The organism is Thermococcus sp. EP1 (assembly GCF_001317345.1).
In the GTDB taxonomy this organism is placed as follows: domain Archaea; phylum Methanobacteriota_B; class Thermococci; order Thermococcales; family Thermococcaceae; genus Thermococcus_A.
Genome location: NZ_JXCG01000007.1, coordinates 1 through 20,554, shown reverse-complemented (window position 1 = coordinate 20,554; position 20,554 = coordinate 1). Strand labels below are relative to the sequence as shown.

Here is a 20,554-nt window from a genome sequence, read left to right as displayed (position 1 = left end):
TCACACCTCCAAAAACATTCTCTTCTCACCTGTCTCTACCATTATACATTTTTTAAAACTATATTCAACGTTTTGGTCTTCCAAAAACTTTTTAATCTCTTCACTCTCAGCTCCTGGCTGAAACCACAGCTTTCTAAAGCCTGCTTCTACAGCATCCTTTGCTATTTGGAGGCCGATTTTAGGCGGAACTACAAAGACTATAACATCAACATCTTTGGGGAGGTCCCTCACGGTTTTATAACATTTTACATTCTCAATTTCCTCATACTTTGGATTCACTGGTAACACTTCAAAACCTTTTCCAAGAAGATCCCTAAGGATTATATTCCCATACTTAGTGGGATTCGGAGTTGCACCAACCAATGCTATCTTTTTGAACTCTTTCACGTTCATTTCTCTCACCAAACCTGAATAGTGATTCACCCTTTTTATGCCTTGCTGGACAAAAATGAATAAAGAGAGAATCAAGCAGAGCTCTTGAGTCTTTCATTTCTCATGCTTGCTACTGGTTCTTTCCCATATGCCTTAAACACTAGATATAAAGCAAGTAGTAGATATCCAAACTGCACAAGGACTCTTCCCCATTCCATACTTGTTGAATAGCCAAAAAGGACAGCAAACACTGATCCTATAACTCCTTTATGAGACCACACACTATCCTTTGGAATTCCAAGGTCATATGCTGTCTCCTCAAAGAAGCCTAATGAGACTCCCTCTTCTTCTGCCCACTCTATGAGTTCATGAGTTCCATAGCCTGCTAAACCTGCAGCTACAAATACAAGAAGTATTGAACTATAATAGAAGAAAGTCCTAAGGTTTATTCTCATCCCAACACCATAAATCAAGTACGCTAAAGCCAAGGCTCCAACAAGGCCACTTATTAAACCTATCAAAGTACCACTAAAATCCTGCGTAACAAAGGGCGTGAGAAACAGAACAGTTTCTAAGCCCTCTCTGAAAACCACTATAAACGTGAAACTAATTAAAGCCAGGGGGCTTATTGCTTTGCTGACTTTATTCTCTATTTCCATCTTAATATTCTTCCCCTTTGTGGCCATCCAGTATATCATGCTAGTAAGCACTATCACAGCTAGATAGGAGGCTATCCCTTCAAAAAGTTCTTTTTCTTCTAGGCCCCCATAGATCTTGAGAATTATTGCCCCTAGTAATACACTAGCCAATATTGAAAGACCAGCCCCTATCCAAACATCTTTAACCTGATTTCCCCTCTTGGTTCGTTTAAGATACGCAATAATAATTGCTACTATTATGGCAGCTTCAAGTGCTTCTCTAAATGTTATCAGGAACTGACCTATCATCCATTTCACCTCCACTTTTAGGCCAGTCTAAAATATCTCGGCAAGCTTATGAATTTTACCTTTACCAAATTGGAGAGTTTAGACTTATAATGATAAAATCCCAACATAACAATACAAATGGGCCATATATCAGATATATCAGTTTCGAGATAAGAACTTCTAATTAAAGAATTTCAAAGAAGTTCCACAAAAATGTGCGATCCCTAAAACTGTACCCTTCAAAACTCAATGAAAAGCCTTGTTGAAATTTTCAAAATAAAAAGAATGTATCAGATTTTGCCTACTAAATCGAGGCTGACCTCCAGTGTTTCCTTGCCTGGTTCCCAGCTTGCTGGACACACCTGCCCGGGGTGCTCCCTGACATATTTAGAAGCCCTCAACCTTCTGAGTATCTCCCTCGCGCTCCTGCCTATGCTGAGGTCGTGCATCTCCATGTGGACGACCTTTCCGTCGGGGTCTATTATGAAGGTCGCCCTCCAAGAAACGCCCTCGTCCTCTATGTAAGTTCCAAAGAGACGGCTTATCTTCCCAGCCGGGTCAGCGAGCATTGGATAGCGTATCTTCTTTATAGCAGGGGAAGTGTCGTGCCAGGCCTTGTGGACGTAGGCTGTATCCGTTGATACGCTCAGGATTTCAGCACCTTCCTTCTTGAACTCCTCATAATAATCGGCCAGCTCCTCAAGCTCGGTCGGGCAGACGAAGGTAAAGTCTGCCGGATAGAACGCCAAGACAACCCATTTGCCCCGGTAGTCCGAGAGCTTGACCTTTCCGATGTCGTCCTTCTCCGGAAGGTATGCATCGGCCTCGAAGTCCGGAACTATTTCTCCAACCTTCACCATTTTTTCACCTCACCCACAATTAGGTCGGCCTAATTTATATGGGTTTGCCTAACAAAATGAAAAGTTCCAAAATAGGATACATTTCATTTTGAAGAGCAAATTTAAATGTCTCCAAAGCGAACTTATTTTGGTGATAAAGTGAAGGTTAAGATAATTCTCGGAACGACAATTGGCCAACTAATACTTAAAAGCCTCGACCTTCAGGGCGAGGAGGAGGTCGGACCTATTCATGAAACAAAAAGAAAAAGAAGAGCCCACTTTTTCATTTCTCCAGTCAGAAAGACTACTATCCCAACGTTTGTAGTTTTCAGAACCCCAATCCCTCTTTACGAGTAGGCAGAACGGTTCTTCCATCAGGCATGTATAAACACTATATGATCTCCGAAACTTCTGAACAAAGGATGGCAGTATTAAACAATCCTGAGATAAAAATTAAAATATCAAATAATCAAAGCACTCCTTCAATGAGCTCCACTACGTTGCTTCTCGCTTTACCTTTGAGCCTCTCAAGATGACCACTCAACGCCTCCCCTATACCATGTACAAAAAGATCTAGTGCCTCCTCTCCATTCAAACCTCTAGATCGCAGATAAAACAGCGCATCCTCATCAAACTGATGAATGGCTGAAGAATGCGAAGCTTCCTCAATCTCCCCTGTATCTACCTCAAGCATTGGGACACTTACTCCAAGAGAACCTTCATCCATGACAGTTATGGTGGAAATAACCTTACTGGAAGAGTGTTTAGCACTCTCAAAGACCTTCGCAGTTCCCCTATGTACAAGCCAACCTTCCTTATAAGAAAAACCATGAACTCTAGTTTCACTCTCAGTTCTTTCCCCATGCTGAAGAACGTTAGTAAGATAATCCACAGCAGAGTTTATCGCTATCGGCATTCCGCGTAGGATAAGTTCGCTACCTCTTCCTTCTAGTGAATAGTCTTCCCTATGATGACTCATTTCTCCGCCACTAATAACAGTGAAAGCTTTAACTTTAGCATTAACACCGAGACTCGCCCTTAGCAGATAGTGAGAAATACTTTTGTGCTTCCCTACGGTGAGTATCTCAAGTTCACTATCTCTGGTCTTTAACTCAACTACAAAAGACTTAGTACCCTTTTCAGCTAGATCATAAATAATTATAGGTACCTTGACATTATCTGCCTCTATACTAAGATGGTGGCTTATAAAAGCTCTTTCTGAAAGATGAGAAACTATTATGAGCGGTTTTATTAGATCTCTAGTTATCTTCAAACGATATGACTTTTTTAAAGCATAAAAGTGAAAACCTAGTATTCGAGACTCCTCTGGATGTGAAAGGCCCAATTTTCCTTCAGCAAGTTCAACACCCTCCGGTAAGTTGAAGAAGGCCTCACTTCCAGAAAGCAACACATGAGGACTCACCATGACGCTTCCAGCTTTCGCTTCAGTTGGAAGCTTTAAGGGGGAATTCTCCTCAAAAAGTTCCCACTTGGTATAGCTTCTTATTGTTGGACTATCCCCGTATTTCTGGTACTCAAGGTTTTCGAGATTTATGCGTTCATTAGGAAATTCCTTAGCGACCATCAACCAACACCCCCTACTTCACCGAATTCAAGCTCTATGACTTTCTTTAGAACCTCCACATATTCAAAGGGCAGTCCTTCAAGTATTTCGCTGATGAAACCAAGAACTATGAGGCTCTTCGCTTCTTCCTCTTTTATGCCCCTTGCATTTAAGTAGAAAAGTTTGTCCTCACTAAGTTTTCCAGTAGTTGCCTCGTGAATTATGCTGGCTGTCGGCTCGTCATTCTGGTTATGCGGATATGTATAAGCCTTGCTCTCCTCATCCAATATTAGTGAATCACATGAGACTGTTGCTGTTGAGTTTTTTGCCCCCTTAACTATCCTTACAAGGCCTCTGTAGATGTTTATACCTCCATTAGCACTTATACTCTTGGAAACTATCTTTGAACTGGTATTCTTACCTACATGAAAACTTTTTGCACCAGTATCTTTCATAAATGGACCATTGCTAAGTGAGACAACATACTGAGCAGTTCTCGAATAATCACCTTTGAGAACGCTGGAAGGATACGTATATGTTATCATGCTCCCAATACTCCCTTCAATCCACTCTACGTAAGCATTCTCCTCAATTATCGCTCTCTTATTATTGAAGTTTATAACATTACGGCTCCAGTTTTGTATGGTGGTGAATTTGACCGTGGCGTTTTTGTGAGCATAAATCTCAACCATCCCATCGTGGAAGGAGAAGCCCTTATACATCGGTGCAGAACATCCTTCGATAAAGTGGACATAACTTCCCTCATCTGCAACGACAAGAGTATGTTCAAACTGGCCCTCTAAAGCCGAGCCTATGACAAAGAATGCCTCAATAGGAAATGGAACACGAACTCCTTTGGGGATATAAACAAAAGCTCCCCCACTCCAGAGAGCGTGGTGTAACGCAGAGAACTTGTGCTCTCTTGCAGGGAATATCTTACCAAAATAACGTTTCACTACATCCGGGTATTTTCTAACAGCTTCCTCCATAGGAAGCATAACTATTCCTTTTTTTTCAAATTCGTCTTTAAGCTGGGAATAAACACTCTCACTGTCAAAAACTGCCGTTAAACCAGAAAGAAACCTTTTCTCTATCTCAGGAATATTCAGCCTCTCAAAGGTTTTTCTTATGTTTTCCGGTAAATCTTCCCAATCTTTAACTTCCTTCTCAAGTTCAGGTTTCGTGTACAGGACAAGGTTCTCAAGATCAAGCTCTTCAATACCTACAACCCACTTTGGCATAGGCAATTTTTCAAAGAGTTCTAATGCTCTAAGTCTATGTCTAAACATCCACTCTGGCTCATTTTTTATTTTTGAAAGTTCTTCAATAATACTCCTACTTATTTTCCCTTTGAGCTCAATTTCTTTAGGGTAAGGCACTGCAGTTCCAAGAATCTCCTCTAACGAACCAGCTTTTAGAATTTCTTCGAGTCTTGATCGCTCGCTCATAATGCTTCCACCGCCGCAAAACCCTTCTCTTCGATAGTCTTAACCAGTTCAATCCCTCCAGATGCAACTATTTTTCCGTCCTTAATCACGTGCACTCTGTGGGGCTTTAAATGCTCCAAAATCCTACCATAATGTGTTATAAGTAAAATTGCAGTCCCTTCTTCGTGAAGTTTATTTATAATCCCTGCAATAACCTTAAGAGAATCAACATCAACTCCACTATCTGGCTCATCAAGAATAAGAAGTTTTGGTCTCACAAGATAAGCTTGTAGCATCTCCAACTTTTTCCTTTCTCCACCAGAAAATCCAACATTTAAGAATCGTGTGAGCATTGAATCGTCCAACCCAAGTTCCTGAACTGCAGCAAAAATAATTTCATAAGCTTGGATTTCATCAAGGTTTTTGAGATTCTTCAATACCCTCTGCAAGAATTGAATAACCTTCACTCCCTCTACTTCAACAGGATGCTGAAAACTCAAGAAAATGCCTCTTCTAACCCTTTCCTCAGGGGGCAAGTTAGTTATATCCTCTCCATCAAAAATAATTTTCCCATTTATCACCTGATACTTGGGATGACCAGCTATTGTTAAGGCTAGTGTTGATTTCCCGCTCCCATTAGGACCCATTACAACATGAAGCTCTCCATCATCAACGATGAGATTAATACCTTTGAGAATTTCCTTGTCCTCCACTTTTACCTTTAGATTTTCAGCTTTTAACATGACCATCACCGTCCATTATCGGTACATTTTTGTGTAAGAGAAAGTACTTTTAAAAGTTTTCTACTCAAAAATGAGCAATAACAAGAGAGACAAGAGGGACTTAAAACTTTGCTCAGAAACAAAAATTAGAAATAAAATGAAGATGATAAACTTCATTCCTCTCCTTGCATTAAAAGAGTCGGTAACTTTGGCCCTCTAGATGCAAGTTCTCTATCTAACATAAACAGTATCTGAGGACTATTTTCCGCAAATCTCAGCTTATCAAGAATTTTCTTTACATTAGCTTCTTCTTCAACTTGTTCATTAATAAACCACTCAAGAAAAGACCTAGTTGAATAGTCCTTCTCTTCTTCTGCTAGTGCAGCCAATTCATTTATGCACTTGCTTATGAACTGCTCATGCTCATAAGCCGCTTTAAAAGCTTCGATTGGAGATTCCCACTCTTTTGGAGGTTGAGGAATTTCTTTAAGCTCTACTCTCCCATTTCTATCATAGATGTAATTATAAAACCTTAATGCATGCCCAACTTCCTCCTCTGCCTGAGCTTTCATCCAATTAGAAAAGCCCTCGAAGTTTAGATCATCAAAATACGCTGCCATGGCAAAATAGAGGTATGCTGAGTACATTTCTCTATTCAATTGCTCATTCAAGGCCTTTAACATCTTTTCAGTCAACATATTCCATCACCAGAACTAATTTGTTTTCCTAACTATTTAAGTATTTACATTTCTCTTTCCAAAGACTCGTCCTTTAGGACGGGATTGTAGGGACTCTAAAGCAAGCTCTTGTGCAGGAAAGCGAAACTCTTTTAAAGCTTAAAAATAATACTACAATCAATGATAAAATGTACCGTAAGGATAAAACTCCAAGCCTCAAAAGAAGTTGAGAAAATCCTCTTCGAGTTAGCCGACACTGGAGCAAAAATCTGGAACGAAGTGAACTACTCAAGGAGACAACTCTTCTTCAATCATGAAAAAGTGGACTTTAATTCGACAGAAAAGGCCGTTTATGAGAAGTACAAGAGTAAGATTGGCTCTGCGACAGTCCAGCAAATTTGCAGGAAGAACGCCGAAGCGTGGAGAAGTTTCTTCTCCTTGATTAAAAAGCGAAAAGAACTTCCCAAATGGTTAAGGCCAAAACCGCCGAACTACTTGAAAGAAAACGGTAAAAGAAGACCGTTAATAGTTTTGAGGAACGACCAGTACAAGATTGAAGGCAACAAACTAATCCTCAAAGGCCTTGGAAAATTCAAAAGACTGGAAATCCAATTCAAGGGCAGAATTCACTTGAAGGGCAAGCAAGGGAGATTGGAAATCATTTACAATGAAGTTAAACGGAAGTGGTACGCTCACGTTTCAATTTCAAAAGTTGATGAGAAATTTGATGGTAAAAAGTGGGTTAAACTCCCAAGACAACCAACGGGAGGCCTTTCTGCTGGAATAGACTTGGGAGTAAATAATTTAATGGCTGTTTACGTTGAAAATGGCGAGAGTTTCCTCGTAAACGGCAAACCATTGAAGAGTATTGCCTTTTACTGGCAGAAGAGGATTGCTGATTATCAATCTAAAATCAACAAGTCGGGCTGTAAAAAGAGTAGAAAACTCAAAAGAATGCATGAGAAGGCAAAACTTCAAGCGAGACACTACATTAACACTGCAGTCAGGCAAACTGTTGAGAAACTCTACTACTTAGGAGTCTCAAAAATCGTTGTCGGTTATCCAAAAGAAATCGCAAGAGGGCCCAACAAGGGTAAAAAGCAAAACTTCCTCCTCTCCCACGTGTGGAGGTTCAATTACGTTATTAAACGCTTGAGGGAAGTTGCTGAGGAGTATGATATTCAAGTCTTGCTTGTTGGTGAGGCTTTTACTTCAAAGCTTTGCCCCTTCTGCGGGAAGCCCCATGACGGGGCTCGCTTTGTTAGGGGATTATACAAGTGTCCCGCGGAGGGGCTTGTAATGAATGCGGATTTAGTTGGAGCGTTTAATATTTTGAAAAAGGTTGTTAGAATGATAACCCCAAGCCTGCCGGGTTTGACGGCGGGTAGGGGTAACTGGCCGAAGACCCGGCCAGAGGGGTTCGAAGAACCCTTCCCAAGGGTTGTTTTGATGAGAACCCCTCAAACCTCCCCCTCACTGGCGAGGGGTTAACTCGCTGGAACCCTCGCCCTTCAGGGCGGGGAGGAGGTCAGTTCAAATTATTTTTTCCTTTTTCAACTCTTTTCTGATTCTCTCAAATTCTTCAAGTTTACCTTGAGTGACAACCCTCTCTGGCCTGAACGGGCAGTCACAGTAGGGATATTCAAGAAATGCTCCATAAGTCCCTATCTCTCTAGCTATTTCCACAATCTCCTCTTTATCCAAACCAATAAGTGGCCTGTGTATCGGAAAATCCGCACTCATCGTTTCAAAGTAAAGATTTGTTAAAGTTTGCGAGGCAACTTGACCAAGGGAATCCCCTGTAACGATTGCAAGTGCTCCCCTCTCTCTTGCTATTTCCGCCGCTCTTCTTAGCATAGCAACTTTACAAACTACACAAGTCCACTCTCTCCGGCCAAGTTTATTTAAAGTAAGTACATAAGGTTTGAGAATCTCAAAGTGGTTTTCAACTATTAACTCTATAGGGCTTGGGGAGTAATCATTCAAAATTTCCACTACTTTCTCAACAACCTTTCTCGCATTCATTCCTTGGTCAAAATGAACGGCAATTATCTCAGCGCCCCGTTTAAGCATAAGAAAAGCTGCAACAGGAGAATCTATTCCCCCGCTTAAAAGAACAACTACCTTTCCCTGAGTTCCAACGGGAAGACCTCCAACCCCCTTAATCTTCTCAAAGAATACATATACTTTCCCACCAATAATCTCGATTCCAATAACAAGTTCAGGATTCTCCAAATCCACTTTCCAACCAAATTCATTTACAACAAATGCTCCGACTTCTTTATTCACCTCTATAGAGGTCCTTAGAAACGTTTTATCAAGCCTTTGTGTCTCAACTTTGAAACTTCTTGGTGATTTCCCTTTTAAAGCCTCTCTAAGGTAGTTTGGGAGCTCGTTATAATCCATAACCTCCGCTGGAGAAACCGAAACAACACCTGGAACTTTTGCTATAATTTCTGCAGCCTCATTTGGAGCATCAACAAGAATTCTCCCCCGTATAAGTTTAATTTTCCCAGTTATCCCCTTCCTCTCCAAGGCCTTTTCAATGTTCTTTGCGAGTTTTCTCTCAAATTCCTTTCTTTTTCCACGCTTTATTGCTATTTCTCCGTATCTAACTATTATCACTTTAACCACCTAAATAACGCGCAAATAAATTCTTTGCTTCTCTCTCTTCCTCAGCTCCTCTTATGACCATCCTCCCACTTTTAAAGATTAGTATCTCATATTCATCATCTTCAAACTGGAGAAACTGAGAAGTTTTGAGGTACTCTATCCCAAGTTTTTCAAGCCTTCCCGCAAGATCTTCCAAATTTACATTCATTTTCTCTGGAGGTGTAACTTGGATTGAACCATCACAAAGTCTTTCAATTTTCATATGTTTTTCCAAGAATGTAAATTCCCTCTTTACACAAGCTGGACATTCTTCTCTTCTAGGAACTTCAACCCTCTCGAACTCGAGTGTTTTCGTATCAAAGAATATTAACTCACTTTTAATTTCTTCTCCCAAAAGGATTTTTGCAGCAAGACCAACTGCTATAGAAGCAGCTAATGAAGGAACATAACTCATTATCCCAGCGACGGCACATGTTGGCATTGGTCTCTCAGGGAGTTTTGGCATAAAACACCTAAAACAGGCCGTTTTTCCAGGAATTATCGGCATTATATTACCATATGTACTCAGAACTCCCACATAAATCCATGGTTTGTTATTCTTTACGGCATAGTCGTTTATTATCTGGCGAGTATAAATATTATCAGTCCCATCAATTATTAAATCTACTTTCTCAAGAATTCCTATTGTTGCTGGATTTAGATCTTCAAAATACCCCTCAACACCAAACCTCTCTTTTAAAACCTCAACTTTTGGTTTGCCGATGTCTTCTTTAGTATAAATCGTTCTAGGGAGGTCGCTATCATCTACAAAATCCCGATCTACTACAACGATTTTTCCAACCCCAAGTTTATGGAGGAAATAGACTTCCCAGCTCCCCAATGCTCCAGCACCAACTACTCCAACCGTGCTCTCGCTCAGTTTCCTTTGACCCTCTATACCAATGATCGGAAAGTGTCTTGAGAAATCCATCATACCTCTCACCGAAAGGAAATACGAAAAAGGCTTTATGAATTTATTCCTTTCACTACTAAGAACCTCCCAAACTCATGATGCTTGTTGAGAGGAATCACGCTCCAATGAGTTTTGGTGTGAAATAAGAAGAAACCCACTACAAGTACAAAGACCAAAGGGCTTACAAGCGAACTTTCAAGGAAAACTAAGATTTTTCACAATGAAAACTTTTCCTCCCAGACTTTTCTCATGTTGATAAAGGTAAACGCAATAAAATAACCTAAATCATTAAGATTGGTGATGTTCATGGAAGCTAAAATATGTAAGTTCTGTGCCGGGGATAAATTAGATGATATTATTAAGTCCTTAGAAGAGAGAGGCTACAATACCAGTGTTGAAGGATGCATTGGCCTATGTGCTAAGTATGAATGCAGCAACATAAATGTTATAGCAAATGGAAAAGAAATTTCCGTGAAAACCTTCAAAGAGTTTATTAAGGCCCTGGAGGGATAAACGTGGCAAAAGTTTTGGTAATAATCTCAAGCGACGATGAAAAGGCGTTGCCTGGTTTTATGTGGGCAGTAAATGCCCTTAAATACAGATGGGTAGATAATGTTGAAGTAATTCTCTTTGGTCCAATAGAGAGGGCAATAGCTAAAGGAGACGAACGCTTCCTTTCTTGGATAGAAAAGCTAAAAGAATTAGGGAAACTGCCACTTGCATGCAAGAGAGTGGCCGAATTAGAAGGATTCGAAGTCTCACTAGAGAAATATGCAAAAGTTGAATACGTGGGAAAGATAATAGCAGAGTATATTAAAGAAGGCTATGTCGTGATGACATTTTAATGAAAAAAGCTTCAAGAAAAGCCTTTTAATTCATTTTTCTACAATTTTTGAGGTGAAAGTGTGAGAAGGGTTGTTCTGCTTCTCATTGTACTTGTGGCTTTTGGACACTTGGTAGCCGGTGAAGACGTCACTTATGGAAGCTTAAAATTTAAAGCAATTTCAAATGAAAAAGAACTTAATTCTTTAATTTCTGCCCACGAAGGGGAATACTTCCTTATCTTCTACCATTCAGAAAGTTGCTCAGCATGTAATTATATGAAAAACAGTGTATTTCCAACCCAAAAGGCTATAGAAAGTCTAAATGGCATAAATCTAATCTCCATTGATGTGTATAAAGGAAGGGCCCTCACAACACTCCAATATAAAGTCTATGATAAAGTTCTTGTGCTTCAACCCGACAACAGTGGTTATTATACTCCAAAAGAAAAGGGAGAGACAATAGGCGTAGGAGTTCCCGGTACACCAACAATGGTGATCTTCAAAGTTGAAAATGGAGAGAAAGTCCTAAAGGGTCTTGCCATAGGGGCTCTTAGCCCAGATGGTCTTGAGTTTTTTGTAAAAAATAGTATAGAAGACCCTCTGAGGAACAAAACACCAACAGAAGGAAAAGAACATCCCACGGGCAAGTTATCCTTAGCGGTTCTCTTACCAATATTCTCGGCAGGTATTCTTAGCGTATTTTCTCCATGCGTGCTTCCCTTGATAGCAGGCACTTTTTCACTTTTATTTGCAAAAAGAAAAATTGAAATTGTGATAGCAGGGATGGTTGTTTCTTTTGCCATCCTAGGTGCCTTGGCAGGTACTCTGGGCTCTTATGTATCTCAAATTAGAAATGCATTGTACTTCATCGGAGGTTTAGGCTTCATAGTAGTAGGAACATCACTGATAAGCACTACTTTCAATCAAAAGGTTATGAGAGCACTATCTTTTTCTCCATCTAAACTTTCATCAAGTAGTGGCTATATTTCCGACTTTCTCTTAGGTTCTGCCCTCGGGACTACGTGGATAGGGTGTATTGCTCCCTACCTTGGGTTTGCAATTATAACTGCCACTCTAAGTGGGAGTGTCGTAAAAGGCGTGATAGTTATGGGAGTTTATGGAGTAGGAATGGGCCTCACAATATACTTGATTATGAGTTCCAAAGATTTGGCAGAATGGATAAATGAAAAATTCCTCTCAAATAAACTGAGCTTAGATATTCAGCAAAAAGCAAAATGGGAAAAGGTGATAGGAATTGTCATAATTATCCTCGGCGTTCTCATGTTAACGGAACTCACTCCCCTTAAGCTGTGGAGTGCAATTTTTGAGAGCTTATCAAAAATTTAAGGGGGTGATTGGATGTTTAGATACAGAAGGAAGGTTGGAATGCCCCTAAAAGAGGTTGAGGAAAAGTTAAAGGCAGAGTTGGAAAAGAAGGGATACAAGGTTGTACTCGAGTTTACTCCGAGTGAAGTTGTGAAAGCTAAGTTAGGTGTTGAAATGGAGCCTTATAGAATCTTCTACGTCTGCAATCCAAAGCAGTTTTATGAGATGACTAAGGTCGAGTATGAAATTGGTTCATTTGCTCCATGTCCGGTTTTGCTTTATGAAAAAGAAGGAAGTGTATATGTTGCAATAAACGCCGCTGAGGACATCGGTGAGATCATCAAAGAACCTCTTGAAGATGTTAGGGCTGTCATAGATTCTCTCTAACTTCTTTTCCACAATTTTAATAAGGTTAAGATACAAAATTTAATGAGGTGATTTTCATGAAAAGAGCCCTTGTTACTCTTACCCCCACTGAAAGCAAACGCTTGATTGCTAAAGCTATTGTGGCACTTGAAGAAGTACAACATGCCCTTGAAAACGGTTTTGTATATATTGCCACTGGTACAACTGCCGCATATGTGGCAGAGGAAATTTTAGGGGAAAAAATCGAAAAAGAAAAGTGGACAGTAGGAGTCATAAGCAAAGGAAGAACATGTGTAACAGCAAAAAAGACGTGGCCAAAGCATCTTGTTCTTTACAAAGGAAAACCATACGAAGGTGAACCCTTAGAGGCTCTAAAGGAGATGGGCCCAGACGATGTATTTATAAAAGGAGCAAATGCAATAGACCAAAACTGGAATGTAGCTGTTTTTGCAGCTGCTCCTGATGGTGGAACAATAGGAAAAACCTTTGGATGGACAATAACAAAGGGAGTCATCACGATAACCCCAATAAGCCTTGAGAAGTTCACTCCTACACCAGTTGAGGTTAGTGCCAAACTTACAGGCATTTATTCTTTTGATTGGGGAACAGGCCTCTATGCTGCACTAGTCCCAATCCCACATGCCATTCCAGTTACGGAAGTGGAGGCCTATGACATCCTAGCTAACGTTGATGCAATCCCCATAGCCTCTGGAGGAGCCGGGGGCGCAGAAGGAAGCGTTACTCTTGTCCTAGAGGGTGATGACGAAGATATGGAGAGAGCTAAGGAGATTACAAAAGCCATCAAAGGTGAACCTCCTTTAGAACCATACACTGAAGACTGTTCTATATGTCCATTTGCGAAGATCTGTGGAATTGGAACAGGAGTGTTCTAGCTTCTAGTATTTCGTCACATTTTCCAATTTTTTGCCCATTATAAAAGTGTCCTCCTTTTTTACTGCTCCTTCAGGTATCATAAGGGGAGCATGAACCATTGCTAGAACCATTCCTTCTTTTGCTATCATTGCTCTATGGGGAACCACTATTGTGGTTATGGGATCCTCTTCAATTAGCAATCCAACGCCATGGGTATATCCCACTATGTAGTACTTCTCAAGCCCCATCTCATGATAAATTCTTTCAATTTCTTTTTCAACCTTAATGAACTTAATCCCTGGTTTTGTGAGCTCAATACTCGCCCTATAAGCATTTTCCATTGCATCTATTGCCTTTCTACCTCTTTCGCTTATCTCTCCCACCGGAAATGAGCGGGTGATGTTAGCATAATAGTGGTTCCAGTCTGCTCCTATAACCACTGATACTATTCTTCCCTCTTCTACCTTAACATCTCTAAATGGCTCAGCGTGTGCTCTTGGAGTTGCTGCCACGTAAACCTTTGGCTCTTCGCTACCGTTGAGCATGAGTTCTCTGGTTATTTCTGCTGCTATCTGAAGTTCACTTTTTCCAGGTTTTATCTCTTCCTCAGCTACTTTCATGCCTTTTACAGCTATTTTCCCTGCCTTTCTAATGTTCTCAAGTTCCCAATCATCTTTTATCATTCTCAGTTCCATAGAAAGGCCCCTGACATCCATTATTTCCACTTCGGGATTAAGTTTTTTGAACAATTCGAAAAATAAGACGTATGAATCCCTCTCAACGCTAAACTCCATTCCAATCCTTGAGAAGCCATTCTTCTTTATCCATACTGTGACATTTGCCATCAGCTCTTCGGTCTTTTGAAACTCTACAATATTTTCAATCCAGCTTTTCTCTCTGAAAAGCTCTGCTTCTCCTTTAGCCACAATGGCTATAGGTTGGCCTTCGGCAGGTATCAAAAGACTAGGTCTGAGCCACTTTGTACCGGTAAAGTAAACGAAAGTTGAAAGTGTTCTTATGACAGCACCATCAATCTCCTCCCTTTTAAGGAGTTCTTGAAAACGCTCGACTCGTTTTTTAAATATATTCTCCACTGTATACACCCCTTATATCTTAACTACGTTAAAAGATATATAGATTACCCAGCAAAGACTATCTCTTCTCCTACCGTGAACAGTAGGAATTGAAAAAGAAAATAGTCAATTCCAACTATCAACCCAATCATCTCAATTTCTAGCCATGTCTCTGTTACTCACCTGAAAGCCTTCGCCTTTAGGGTGAGGAGGTCAGCCAAGTTTTATCACTAAGAACTTCAATGATAAACCACCCACATTCTTAACCGCGTGTGGAACATCCTTTGGAAGAAAGACCAAAGTATCTTTCTTCACATTTTCTTTTTCTTCTCCAACCTCCACAAGAGCATTTCCTTTTAAAATATAAATAAAAGCATCTACTTGAGTAGTATGCCTTTTAAGCTCTTCTTTCGGGTTTAATGTCACCAACATTACCTTAACGTTTTTCCTTCTCAACAGAGCTCTAACATCCACCCCATGAGGGTTTTCAACCCTCTCAGCCTCTTCAGCTTTAACAACCATCACTTCAATCACCCCAATCAAGAAGCCTTCTTTCACCTTCAATTTCTTTATACCTACTAATATCCATGGTGATCTCCAAAGTCCCAAGGTAGTTGCCCTTTTTGTCTCTTACTGGCACGTAGAGAATATACACATACCTTGGCCCCATTTTAATCCAAAACTCAGCTTTATTTTTCGCGCCTTCCTTAAAAGCTGTGAGGATTCTGTTCACAATATGGACACTCTTCGGTGGATGGCAGAGTTGAACTGGCCTTCCGATCACCGAGGGAGTCCTAGCGAATATCCTCTCTCCACCGGAGAAAAATCTCACCCTATCGTCTTTATCCACGAAAGTTATGTCAATTGGTAAATGCTTAAATATTGCATTCAGCTCTTCTATGCTTAGATAACCGGTTTCTAGTTCGAGATCACCCTTTCGCTTAACCTCTGTTCTATCAACCTCAAGTTTTTGACCTCTAAGAACCATTTGCATTTCTTTGGGTAAGCCCAATATCTGCTCCGCTGTTAACGTAGGATCAATCTCATATGGCTGAAGGGGCTTTTCTTTAGGCCTCCATTCATCACCCGGCTTCACTTTATAGTAACCGATCATATTCTCCTGCTCTTTAATAGCCCTCCATTCTCCTTCACTCAAGAGGGCCTTAAGAGTTGGGTAAAGGATATTATCTTCCCTGAAAACCATGTCTATAATTGCTCTTGACAATTCTTGGGCCTTTTCTTTAACTGTATTTGCAAACTCTTCCCACTGCATTTCATCAACCCTATTTAAGAGCTCAACAAACTGTTTTATCATAACTCTATTTTCATCGTGCTTTCTCCAAAGAACTGTGGGTACTGCCGTTATGCCTCGTCTCTCCAAATAGGGGAATATCAGCATCTCTTCTCTGGTGTAGTGGGTAAAGCCGATGGCTCTTAATTGGTTTGCAAGTCCTTTCAGAACCCCTAGAATCTCTTTTTTCATATTCTCATCCTTTGTAGCCGCCAACGTTGATGCATATAAGTTCACCATCTCGGCATCTTTTGTTATCTCCCTATTCTCTTCATAGAGTGTCCTCAAAGGATGGCCATTTGGAAGTTCCCTCTCTTTTTCCCCGATTCCAGAGACAGCTTCCCTAAAAAGCTCCACGTGAATATCACACATCTTAGCTATCTCATATGCAGAAATGCCTTCCTTAACAAGCTCCTGCTCAATGAGAGGGATCTCTAATGGTGAAATACTTCTCAATAAATCTTTAAACTCTTCCTTGAGTTTCTCTACATCCTCACCTTTGTGAATCTTCTTCAAAAGCTCTTTCATTTTTTCTTTTTTATATTCCCTGTTGTTCAGGAGTTCTGTCATTACATATCACCTTCATGACACATGTCATACTCATTACTTTTAAACCTTTCTACTCATTGTAGGGGAGGTTTGAAATAAAGAGTCAAGAAACAAAAAATTAGAAAAAGTTAATCAAGCTCTTCAGCGAGTGGAGTGTTTTCCTCCACTGTTATTCCCTTATTAAGCATGGCTTGCAAATCTTTCTCTGGATCACTGATAAGTTTAAGGTCAAATTGCTTTCTGAGGATTTCAAAGACGTTCGGTGTTATGAACTCTGGTGGTTTTGGCCCTATATAAATACCCTTTATTCCAAGGTAGAGCAAGGAGTATAGTATGGCTATGGCCTTTTGCTCCATCCAGCTGAGCACTATGCTAACCGGAAGCGAATTTACATCCATTCCAAGCTCACTAGCAAGGGCAACGGCTATTTCAATTATGGAATAAACGTTGTTACACTGTCCAAAGTCAAGGAACCTTGGAATTCCATCAATGGTGCCATAATTTCTTGCATTGTAACGGAACTTACCACAAGCAGCTGAGAGTATAAGGGCATCCTTAGGGATCAGCTCAGTGAGTTTCTCATAGTATCCCATTCCCTTATGAGGAGTATCACATCCACCAACGACGAAAATATGCCTTATTTTACCTTCATTTATGAGTTCAATTAGTTTATCTTTAAGAGCAAGTACGTTGGTGTGATGAAAACCTGTAAGTAGATTTTCTCCCTCAATGTTTTTCATCTTTGGTGTTTTAAGAGCCCTCTCAATCAGAGGTTCAAAGTTATAGTCCTGTATATGAGGAACACCCTCAAGGCCAGCTATTCCAGTAGTAAACATTCTATCTTGATAAGCTTTAGTTGGTTGTTGCACACAGTTACTTGTACCGAGAATCACTCCTGGGAACTCAGCAAATTCTTTCTTCTGATAGAGCCAGCTCCCGCCCCAGTTAGCAACAAGGCTTTTGAATTTCTTAAGCTCAGGATAAGCATGAGCAGGGAACATTTCAGCATGAGTATAAACCTTTAATTCATCTTCGAGGCCTTTTTCCTCTATTTGACTCAGAAGCTCATATAGAGCTCGGTAACTGTGACCAGTCACGAGGATACCATGCCCTTCAAAGCTTCCCGTTGGAACCCAAGTTGGTTCAGGTCTTCCATAAGTCTCCACATAGGCTTTGTCTAAAAGCTTCATTGCCTCAAGATGTACCCTACCATTCTCAAGGATAAGCTCAAGGAAACGATTCTTGTTGAAATTGACGTTAGTAAGCGTTGAATAGAGAGCCTCTCCGAGGAAGTGCCCTATTCTCGGATCGTCGTAACCAACCTCAAGAGCATGGTAGTAATAGGCCGAAGTACCTTTGATTCCATACAATAAGGCCTCTTGTAATGAATTTAGATCGGGGTCCTTTCCACACACGCCCTGAACTGTACAGCCACCAGTTAAACTCATTGAACACTGATTACATAACATCTCATACTCTTTGGGAAGTTTTATTACCATTTATCCCACCTCCAAATTTATGACACTTGTCATATCATTCAGTAGTTCTATGAACTTTCATTCATAAAAAGTTTGCGGTTTCTTAACCTAAAAAGGAATATTTATAAACCACATGTTCTAATTTTTAGTATATATTTTAAGTTTTATGCAACTTTTAGTTACATGCATGTTCTAGATATTGCACAAAGTATCCTCTAAGTTTATTCTGTTTTCATGACATGTGTCATTTACAATGTAATCCTCTAGAATATTTATCTTCATCAAACATTTGGTAGACAAGATTATATAATAACTTGACCAAAATCCTTATATATTCCAAATGTCATAAACAAAATTATGAAAATAAATGCCTTTGAAGCTGCTGCGAAATATGTTTATCCTTCCCTGAGGAGAAGATTAGTGGAGATTTTATATAAAAAAGGCTTGACCCAGGTTCAAGTAGCAGAGCTTCTCCATATTACACAATCCGCTGTTTCTAGATACATAAAAATGAACAGAGGTGCTTTAGTAGAGGTGGAAAAGTTCAAAGACATAGACGAAGAATTAATGGAACTTGCTGATAGAATACTAAAAGAGAGACCCAATGAGTACTACATTCACTCAGAACTCGTGAAAATTGCCTTAAAAATGCTTGGAAAGGGATATGTGTGTTCATTTCACTCTAAAGTTGATCCAGAAGTTGATCCAGCTATGTGTAATATTTGTTTAGATATTTTTGGATAGAGCACTATGAGCCAGTGTCTTTAGGAATAAGAGTTTATTCACAAGATTAAAATCTTGATAATCGTTTTTCCACCCTATGCTGATAGTAGAACGCTCTACTTGGGATTTCTCTACTCAAAAACTAAAAGTTGAAATTCTTTTCATAAATTCATTTTTAAATTTATTCACTTGAAATTATTCCGAGGTGAGAAGGGTGGATGAGCTAGAAATGATCAGAAGAAAGAAGATGTTAGAACTCATGAAAAAAGCCGGAATGATAGAGGTTAAACAAAAGAAACCAAAAGTCATTATAGAAGTCATAACTTCCCCAGGTTGCCCCTATTGTCCAATAGCATGGGCAATGGCCCAAGAAATAGCAAAGAAGTATGACGGAGTTCTAGCAAAAGAAGTTAGTGTTGCCACTCCAGAGGGCCAGAGAAAAGCCATGGAACACAATATAATGGGAACTCCAACTATACTAGTAAACAACAAGGTTGAGTTCATAGGAGTTCCTAATTTTGGAGAGTTTGAACGAAGAGTAAGGCAGTATCTCTCCATCCCAGAAAGATGAGACTTTCAGAAGGTTTATACAAACCTGATCTCCTCCCGTTCTGAAGAGCGAAGCTTTCAAAAGAAAAAGTAATAACAAAAAAGTTCCATTACTTGCTTTTTGTCTTTACTTTTTAGAAAGTTGCAGAGAGGAACATTTTTGAAATTACGGGTTCCAAGCTTTAAAAGGCAAGACTTTCCAAAAAGATAAAATTTAAAAGTTTTCTCTTTGATTTTTCCTCCATGTTTCTATATGAGAAAAATTTTGATCTTCAAAAAAAGAAAGCCTTAGAAAGTCTAAATGAGGCCCTAGAAAAGGGATTAGTAGACAGTGACATAATATCCCTGTTAAATAAAATAAACTCTCTAGAAAACTATTTCACAACGTCCTCATGCTCAGGAAGGATAAGTATCATGCAAATGCCCGATTTGGGGGACAAGCTCAATGCAATATGGCTTGGCAAGTGGCATAGTGAAGTAAAAATCGAAGAAGTGCTCGATGCCATAAATAAACATGACGGGGGAATGTTATGGTTTATGGTCCACAGCCCAATTCTCCACGTTTCAGCAAAGACCTTGGAGGATGCTGTTGAACTCTTAAATCTCGCAATAGCCTGTGGGTTTAAGCACTCAAATATCAAGAGCGTAAGCCACAAAAAGCTTGTAGTGGAGATTCGTTCAACCGAGAGAATGGACGTTCCTTTAGGCAGAGATGGCGAACTGTGGGTGGATGAAAACTATCTTGCGAAAATAGTTTCAATGGCAAATCTCCAACTAAGGAGAGCCAAAGAAAAGCTCAGAAAACTCGAAGATGAAATTCAAAAACTTAAGAAATAAAGAAAGAGCTTCAGAATTCAGTCTCCTCTTCACCCATGCCTTTGCCGCCTTCTTTCTCTTTCTCAAGCTTGCTTGCAGCTATAACATCATCGATTCTAAGGATCATTACTGCAGCTTCACTTGCGCTCTTGATAGCCTGCTTCTTGACTCTCAATGGTTCAATGACTCCTCTTTCCATCATGTCAGCTGGTTCACCAGCGAAGACGTCAACACCGACTGTTGGACCTTTCTCTTTGTGGGCTGCAGTGACCTTCACTAGGACATCAACTGGATCAAGTCCAGCATTCTCTGCAAGTGTCCTTGGTATTACCTTCAATGCGTCAGCAAATGACTCGATGGCAAGTTGCTCTTTTCCACCAACTTCCTTAGCATATTCATCAAGCTTGATGGCAAGCTCAATTTCGCTTGCACCGCCACCAGCAACAATCTTTCCGTCTTCAACGATGTCCTTGACGACTTTTATTGCGTCCTCAAGGGCTCTTTCTACTTCGTCAACGACGTGTTCTGTTCCTCCTCTGATGAGGATTGTAACCGCTTTTGGATTCTTGCATCCTTCAACGAAGATCATGTTTT

24 protein-coding genes are annotated in these 20,554 nt (G+C 40.1%); 10 read left to right on the top strand and 14 right to left on the bottom strand.

What is annotated here, in order from left to right; genetic code table 11:
- The 3 genes from EP1X_RS06730 to EP1X_RS06720 form a co-directional block, all read right to left on the bottom strand.
- Positions 1 to 393, bottom strand: a complete 393-nt coding sequence (locus EP1X_RS06730; protein ID WP_055282949.1) for a CoA-binding protein — start codon at positions 391 to 393, stop codon at positions 1 to 3.
- A gap of 71 nt (positions 394 to 464) precedes the next feature.
- Positions 465 to 1,319, bottom strand: a complete 855-nt coding sequence (locus EP1X_RS06725) for an FTR1 family protein (RefSeq protein WP_055282948.1) — start codon at positions 1,317 to 1,319, stop codon at positions 465 to 467.
- Positions 1,320 to 1,588: 269 nt separating this feature from the next.
- Positions 1,589 to 2,158: a peroxiredoxin gene (locus tag EP1X_RS06720; RefSeq protein WP_055282947.1), complete on the bottom strand. Its 570-nt coding sequence runs from the start codon at positions 2,156 to 2,158 to the stop codon at positions 1,589 to 1,591.
- Between the two features lie 138 nt (positions 2,159 to 2,296).
- On the opposite strand from EP1X_RS06720, the gene EP1X_RS06715 reads away from it, so the two are divergent.
- A complete protein-coding gene (locus EP1X_RS06715; protein WP_055282945.1) occupies positions 2,297 to 2,494 on the top strand; it encodes a hypothetical protein in 198 nt (65 codons plus the stop codon).
- A 112-nt stretch (positions 2,495 to 2,606) separates the two neighbouring features.
- Here the strand turns inward: EP1X_RS06715 and EP1X_RS06710 are convergent, their stop codons facing one another.
- The 4 genes from EP1X_RS06710 to EP1X_RS06695 all read right to left on the bottom strand — a co-directional run bounded on the left by EP1X_RS06710 (position 2,607) and on the right by EP1X_RS06695 (position 6,548).
- Positions 2,607 to 3,722, bottom strand: coding sequence for a SufD family Fe-S cluster assembly protein (locus EP1X_RS06710; protein ID WP_055282943.1), 1,116 nt, complete (start codon positions 3,720 to 3,722; stop codon positions 2,607 to 2,609).
- Positions 3,722 to 5,149 carry a Fe-S cluster assembly protein SufB gene (gene sufB, locus EP1X_RS06705; RefSeq protein WP_055282941.1) on the bottom strand — a complete coding sequence of 476 codons (1,428 nt, stop codon included), beginning with the start codon at positions 5,147 to 5,149 and terminating at the stop codon, positions 3,722 to 3,724. The genes EP1X_RS06710 and sufB overlap by 1 nt, the downstream gene beginning before the upstream one ends.
- A complete protein-coding gene (gene sufC, locus EP1X_RS06700; protein WP_055282939.1) occupies positions 5,146 to 5,871 on the bottom strand; it encodes a Fe-S cluster assembly ATPase SufC in 726 nt (241 codons plus the stop codon). Before sufC ends, sufB begins: the two co-directional genes overlap by 4 nt.
- 152 nt (positions 5,872 to 6,023) lie before the next feature.
- Entirely contained in the window at positions 6,024 to 6,548 is a 525-nt protein-coding gene (locus EP1X_RS06695; RefSeq protein WP_055282937.1) for a ferritin, read from the bottom strand.
- A gap of 159 nt (positions 6,549 to 6,707) precedes the next feature.
- On the opposite strand from EP1X_RS06695, the gene EP1X_RS06690 reads away from it, so the two are divergent.
- The gene (locus EP1X_RS06690) at positions 6,708 to 8,018 is read left to right on the top strand and encodes an RNA-guided endonuclease InsQ/TnpB family protein (RefSeq protein WP_371180446.1); all 1,311 of its coding nucleotides are present in this window, start codon (positions 6,708 to 6,710) and stop codon (positions 8,016 to 8,018) included.
- 42 nt (positions 8,019 to 8,060) lie between these two features.
- On the opposite strand, the gene thiI is transcribed toward EP1X_RS06690, so the two are convergent.
- Together thiI and EP1X_RS06680 are read right to left on the bottom strand one after the other, a co-directional pair.
- Positions 8,061 to 9,152 carry a tRNA uracil 4-sulfurtransferase ThiI gene (gene thiI / locus EP1X_RS06685; RefSeq protein WP_055282935.1) on the bottom strand — a complete coding sequence of 364 codons (1,092 nt, stop codon included), beginning with the start codon at positions 9,150 to 9,152 and terminating at the stop codon, positions 8,061 to 8,063.
- 1 nt (position 9,153) lies between these two features.
- On the bottom strand, positions 9,154 to 10,113 hold the full coding sequence (locus tag EP1X_RS06680) for a ThiF family adenylyltransferase (RefSeq protein ID WP_055282933.1): 960 nt from the start codon (positions 10,111 to 10,113) through the stop codon (positions 9,154 to 9,156).
- A 285-nt stretch (positions 10,114 to 10,398) separates the two neighbouring features.
- On the opposite strand from EP1X_RS06680, the gene EP1X_RS06675 reads away from it, so the two are divergent.
- From EP1X_RS06675 to EP1X_RS06655, 5 genes are read left to right on the top strand one after another with little or no spacing between them, the layout of a single operon-like run.
- Positions 10,399 to 10,605, top strand: a complete 207-nt coding sequence (locus tag EP1X_RS06675) for a hypothetical protein (RefSeq protein WP_055282930.1) — start codon at positions 10,399 to 10,401, stop codon at positions 10,603 to 10,605.
- A 2-nt stretch (positions 10,606 to 10,607) separates the two neighbouring features.
- Complete coding sequence (locus EP1X_RS06670) at positions 10,608 to 10,937, top strand: hypothetical protein (RefSeq protein ID WP_055282929.1); 330 nt, start codon at positions 10,608 to 10,610, stop codon at positions 10,935 to 10,937.
- A 60-nt stretch (positions 10,938 to 10,997) separates the two neighbouring features.
- Entirely contained in the window at positions 10,998 to 12,263 is a 1,266-nt protein-coding gene (locus EP1X_RS06665; protein WP_055282927.1) for a cytochrome c biogenesis protein CcdA, read from the top strand.
- 12 nt (positions 12,264 to 12,275) lie between these two features.
- Entirely contained in the window at positions 12,276 to 12,629 is a 354-nt protein-coding gene (locus EP1X_RS06660; RefSeq protein ID WP_055282925.1) for a DUF302 domain-containing protein, read from the top strand.
- 56 nt (positions 12,630 to 12,685) lie between these two features.
- Positions 12,686 to 13,501, top strand: a complete 816-nt coding sequence (locus EP1X_RS06655; RefSeq protein ID WP_055282923.1) for a hypothetical protein — start codon at positions 12,686 to 12,688, stop codon at positions 13,499 to 13,501.
- 3 nt (positions 13,502 to 13,504) lie between these two features.
- On the opposite strand, the gene EP1X_RS06650 is transcribed toward EP1X_RS06655, so the two are convergent.
- The 4 genes from EP1X_RS06650 to hcp all read right to left on the bottom strand — a co-directional run bounded on the left by EP1X_RS06650 (position 13,505) and on the right by hcp (position 17,893).
- Positions 13,505 to 14,575, bottom strand: coding sequence for a Xaa-Pro peptidase family protein (locus tag EP1X_RS06650; RefSeq protein WP_253276549.1), 1,071 nt, complete (start codon positions 14,573 to 14,575; stop codon positions 13,505 to 13,507).
- Positions 14,576 to 14,767: 192 nt separating this feature from the next.
- Entirely contained in the window at positions 14,768 to 15,076 is a 309-nt protein-coding gene (locus tag EP1X_RS06645) for a cupin domain-containing protein (RefSeq protein ID WP_371180447.1), read from the bottom strand.
- A gap of 4 nt (positions 15,077 to 15,080) precedes the next feature.
- Positions 15,081 to 16,415 carry a DUF438 domain-containing protein gene (locus EP1X_RS06640; protein WP_055282917.1) on the bottom strand — a complete coding sequence of 445 codons (1,335 nt, stop codon included), beginning with the start codon at positions 16,413 to 16,415 and terminating at the stop codon, positions 15,081 to 15,083.
- A 107-nt stretch (positions 16,416 to 16,522) separates the two neighbouring features.
- The gene (gene hcp / locus EP1X_RS06635) at positions 16,523 to 17,893 is read right to left on the bottom strand and encodes a hydroxylamine reductase (RefSeq protein WP_055282915.1); all 1,371 of its coding nucleotides are present in this window, start codon (positions 17,891 to 17,893) and stop codon (positions 16,523 to 16,525) included.
- Positions 17,894 to 18,229: 336 nt separating this feature from the next.
- Between hcp and EP1X_RS06630 the strand changes: the two genes are divergently transcribed.
- From EP1X_RS06630 to EP1X_RS06620, 3 genes are all read left to right on the top strand, one after another.
- Positions 18,230 to 18,616: a transcriptional regulator gene (locus EP1X_RS06630; protein ID WP_055282913.1), complete on the top strand. Its 387-nt coding sequence runs from the start codon at positions 18,230 to 18,232 to the stop codon at positions 18,614 to 18,616.
- A gap of 193 nt (positions 18,617 to 18,809) precedes the next feature.
- Positions 18,810 to 19,166, top strand: a complete 357-nt coding sequence (locus EP1X_RS06625; protein ID WP_055282911.1) for a thioredoxin family protein — start codon at positions 18,810 to 18,812, stop codon at positions 19,164 to 19,166.
- 221 nt (positions 19,167 to 19,387) lie between these two features.
- Positions 19,388 to 19,981 carry a hypothetical protein gene (locus EP1X_RS06620; protein WP_055282909.1) on the top strand — a complete coding sequence of 198 codons (594 nt, stop codon included), beginning with the start codon at positions 19,388 to 19,390 and terminating at the stop codon, positions 19,979 to 19,981.
- Positions 19,982 to 19,991: 10 nt separating this feature from the next.
- Here EP1X_RS06620 and EP1X_RS06615 read toward each other — a convergent pair.
- The coding region (locus EP1X_RS06615) for a TCP-1/cpn60 chaperonin family protein (protein WP_305809543.1) at positions 19,992 to 20,554 on the bottom strand (563 nt) is incomplete at its 5' end.

What these genes read in the sequence shown, in the direction of transcription:
- EP1X_RS06730 (WP_055282949.1), bottom strand. Translation starts at nt 393, where the DNA reads ATGAACGTGAAAGAGTTCAAAAAGATAGCATTGGTTGGTGCAACTCCG.
- EP1X_RS06725 (WP_055282948.1), bottom strand. Translation starts at nt 1,319, where the DNA reads ATGATAGGTCAGTTCCTGATAACATTTAGAGAAGCACTTGAAGCTGCC.
- EP1X_RS06720 (WP_055282947.1), bottom strand. Translation starts at nt 2,158, where the DNA reads ATGGTGAAGGTTGGAGAAATAGTTCCGGACTTCGAGGCCGATGCATAC.
- EP1X_RS06710 (WP_055282943.1), bottom strand. Translation starts at nt 3,722, where the DNA reads ATGGTCGCTAAGGAATTTCCTAATGAACGCATAAATCTCGAAAACCTT.
- sufB (WP_055282941.1), bottom strand. Translation starts at nt 5,149, where the DNA reads ATGAGCGAGCGATCAAGACTCGAAGAAATTCTAAAAGCTGGTTCGTTA.
- sufC (WP_055282939.1), bottom strand. Translation starts at nt 5,871, where the DNA reads ATGTTAAAAGCTGAAAATCTAAAGGTAAAAGTGGAGGACAAGGAAATT.
- EP1X_RS06695 (WP_055282937.1), bottom strand. Translation starts at nt 6,548, where the DNA reads ATGTTGACTGAAAAGATGTTAAAGGCCTTGAATGAGCAATTGAATAGA.
- EP1X_RS06690 (WP_371180446.1), top strand. Translation starts at nt 6,708, where the DNA reads ATGATAAAATGTACCGTAAGGATAAAACTCCAAGCCTCAAAAGAAGTT.
- EP1X_RS06680 (WP_055282933.1), bottom strand. Translation starts at nt 10,113, where the DNA reads ATGATGGATTTCTCAAGACACTTTCCGATCATTGGTATAGAGGGTCAA.
- EP1X_RS06675 (WP_055282930.1), top strand. Translation starts at nt 10,399, where the DNA reads ATGGAAGCTAAAATATGTAAGTTCTGTGCCGGGGATAAATTAGATGAT.
- EP1X_RS06660 (WP_055282925.1), top strand. Translation starts at nt 12,276, where the DNA reads ATGTTTAGATACAGAAGGAAGGTTGGAATGCCCCTAAAAGAGGTTGAG.
- EP1X_RS06655 (WP_055282923.1), top strand. Translation starts at nt 12,686, where the DNA reads ATGAAAAGAGCCCTTGTTACTCTTACCCCCACTGAAAGCAAACGCTTG.
- EP1X_RS06645 (WP_371180447.1), bottom strand. Translation starts at nt 15,076, where the DNA reads ATGGTTGTTAAAGCTGAAGAGGCTGAGAGGGTTGAAAACCCTCATGGG.
- EP1X_RS06640 (WP_055282917.1), bottom strand. Translation starts at nt 16,415, where the DNA reads ATGACAGAACTCCTGAACAACAGGGAATATAAAAAAGAAAAAATGAAA.
- hcp (WP_055282915.1), bottom strand. Translation starts at nt 17,893, where the DNA reads ATGGTAATAAAACTTCCCAAAGAGTATGAGATGTTATGTAATCAGTGT.
- EP1X_RS06630 (WP_055282913.1), top strand. Translation starts at nt 18,230, where the DNA reads ATGAAAATAAATGCCTTTGAAGCTGCTGCGAAATATGTTTATCCTTCC.
- EP1X_RS06620 (WP_055282909.1), top strand. Translation starts at nt 19,388, where the DNA reads ATGTTTCTATATGAGAAAAATTTTGATCTTCAAAAAAAGAAAGCCTTA.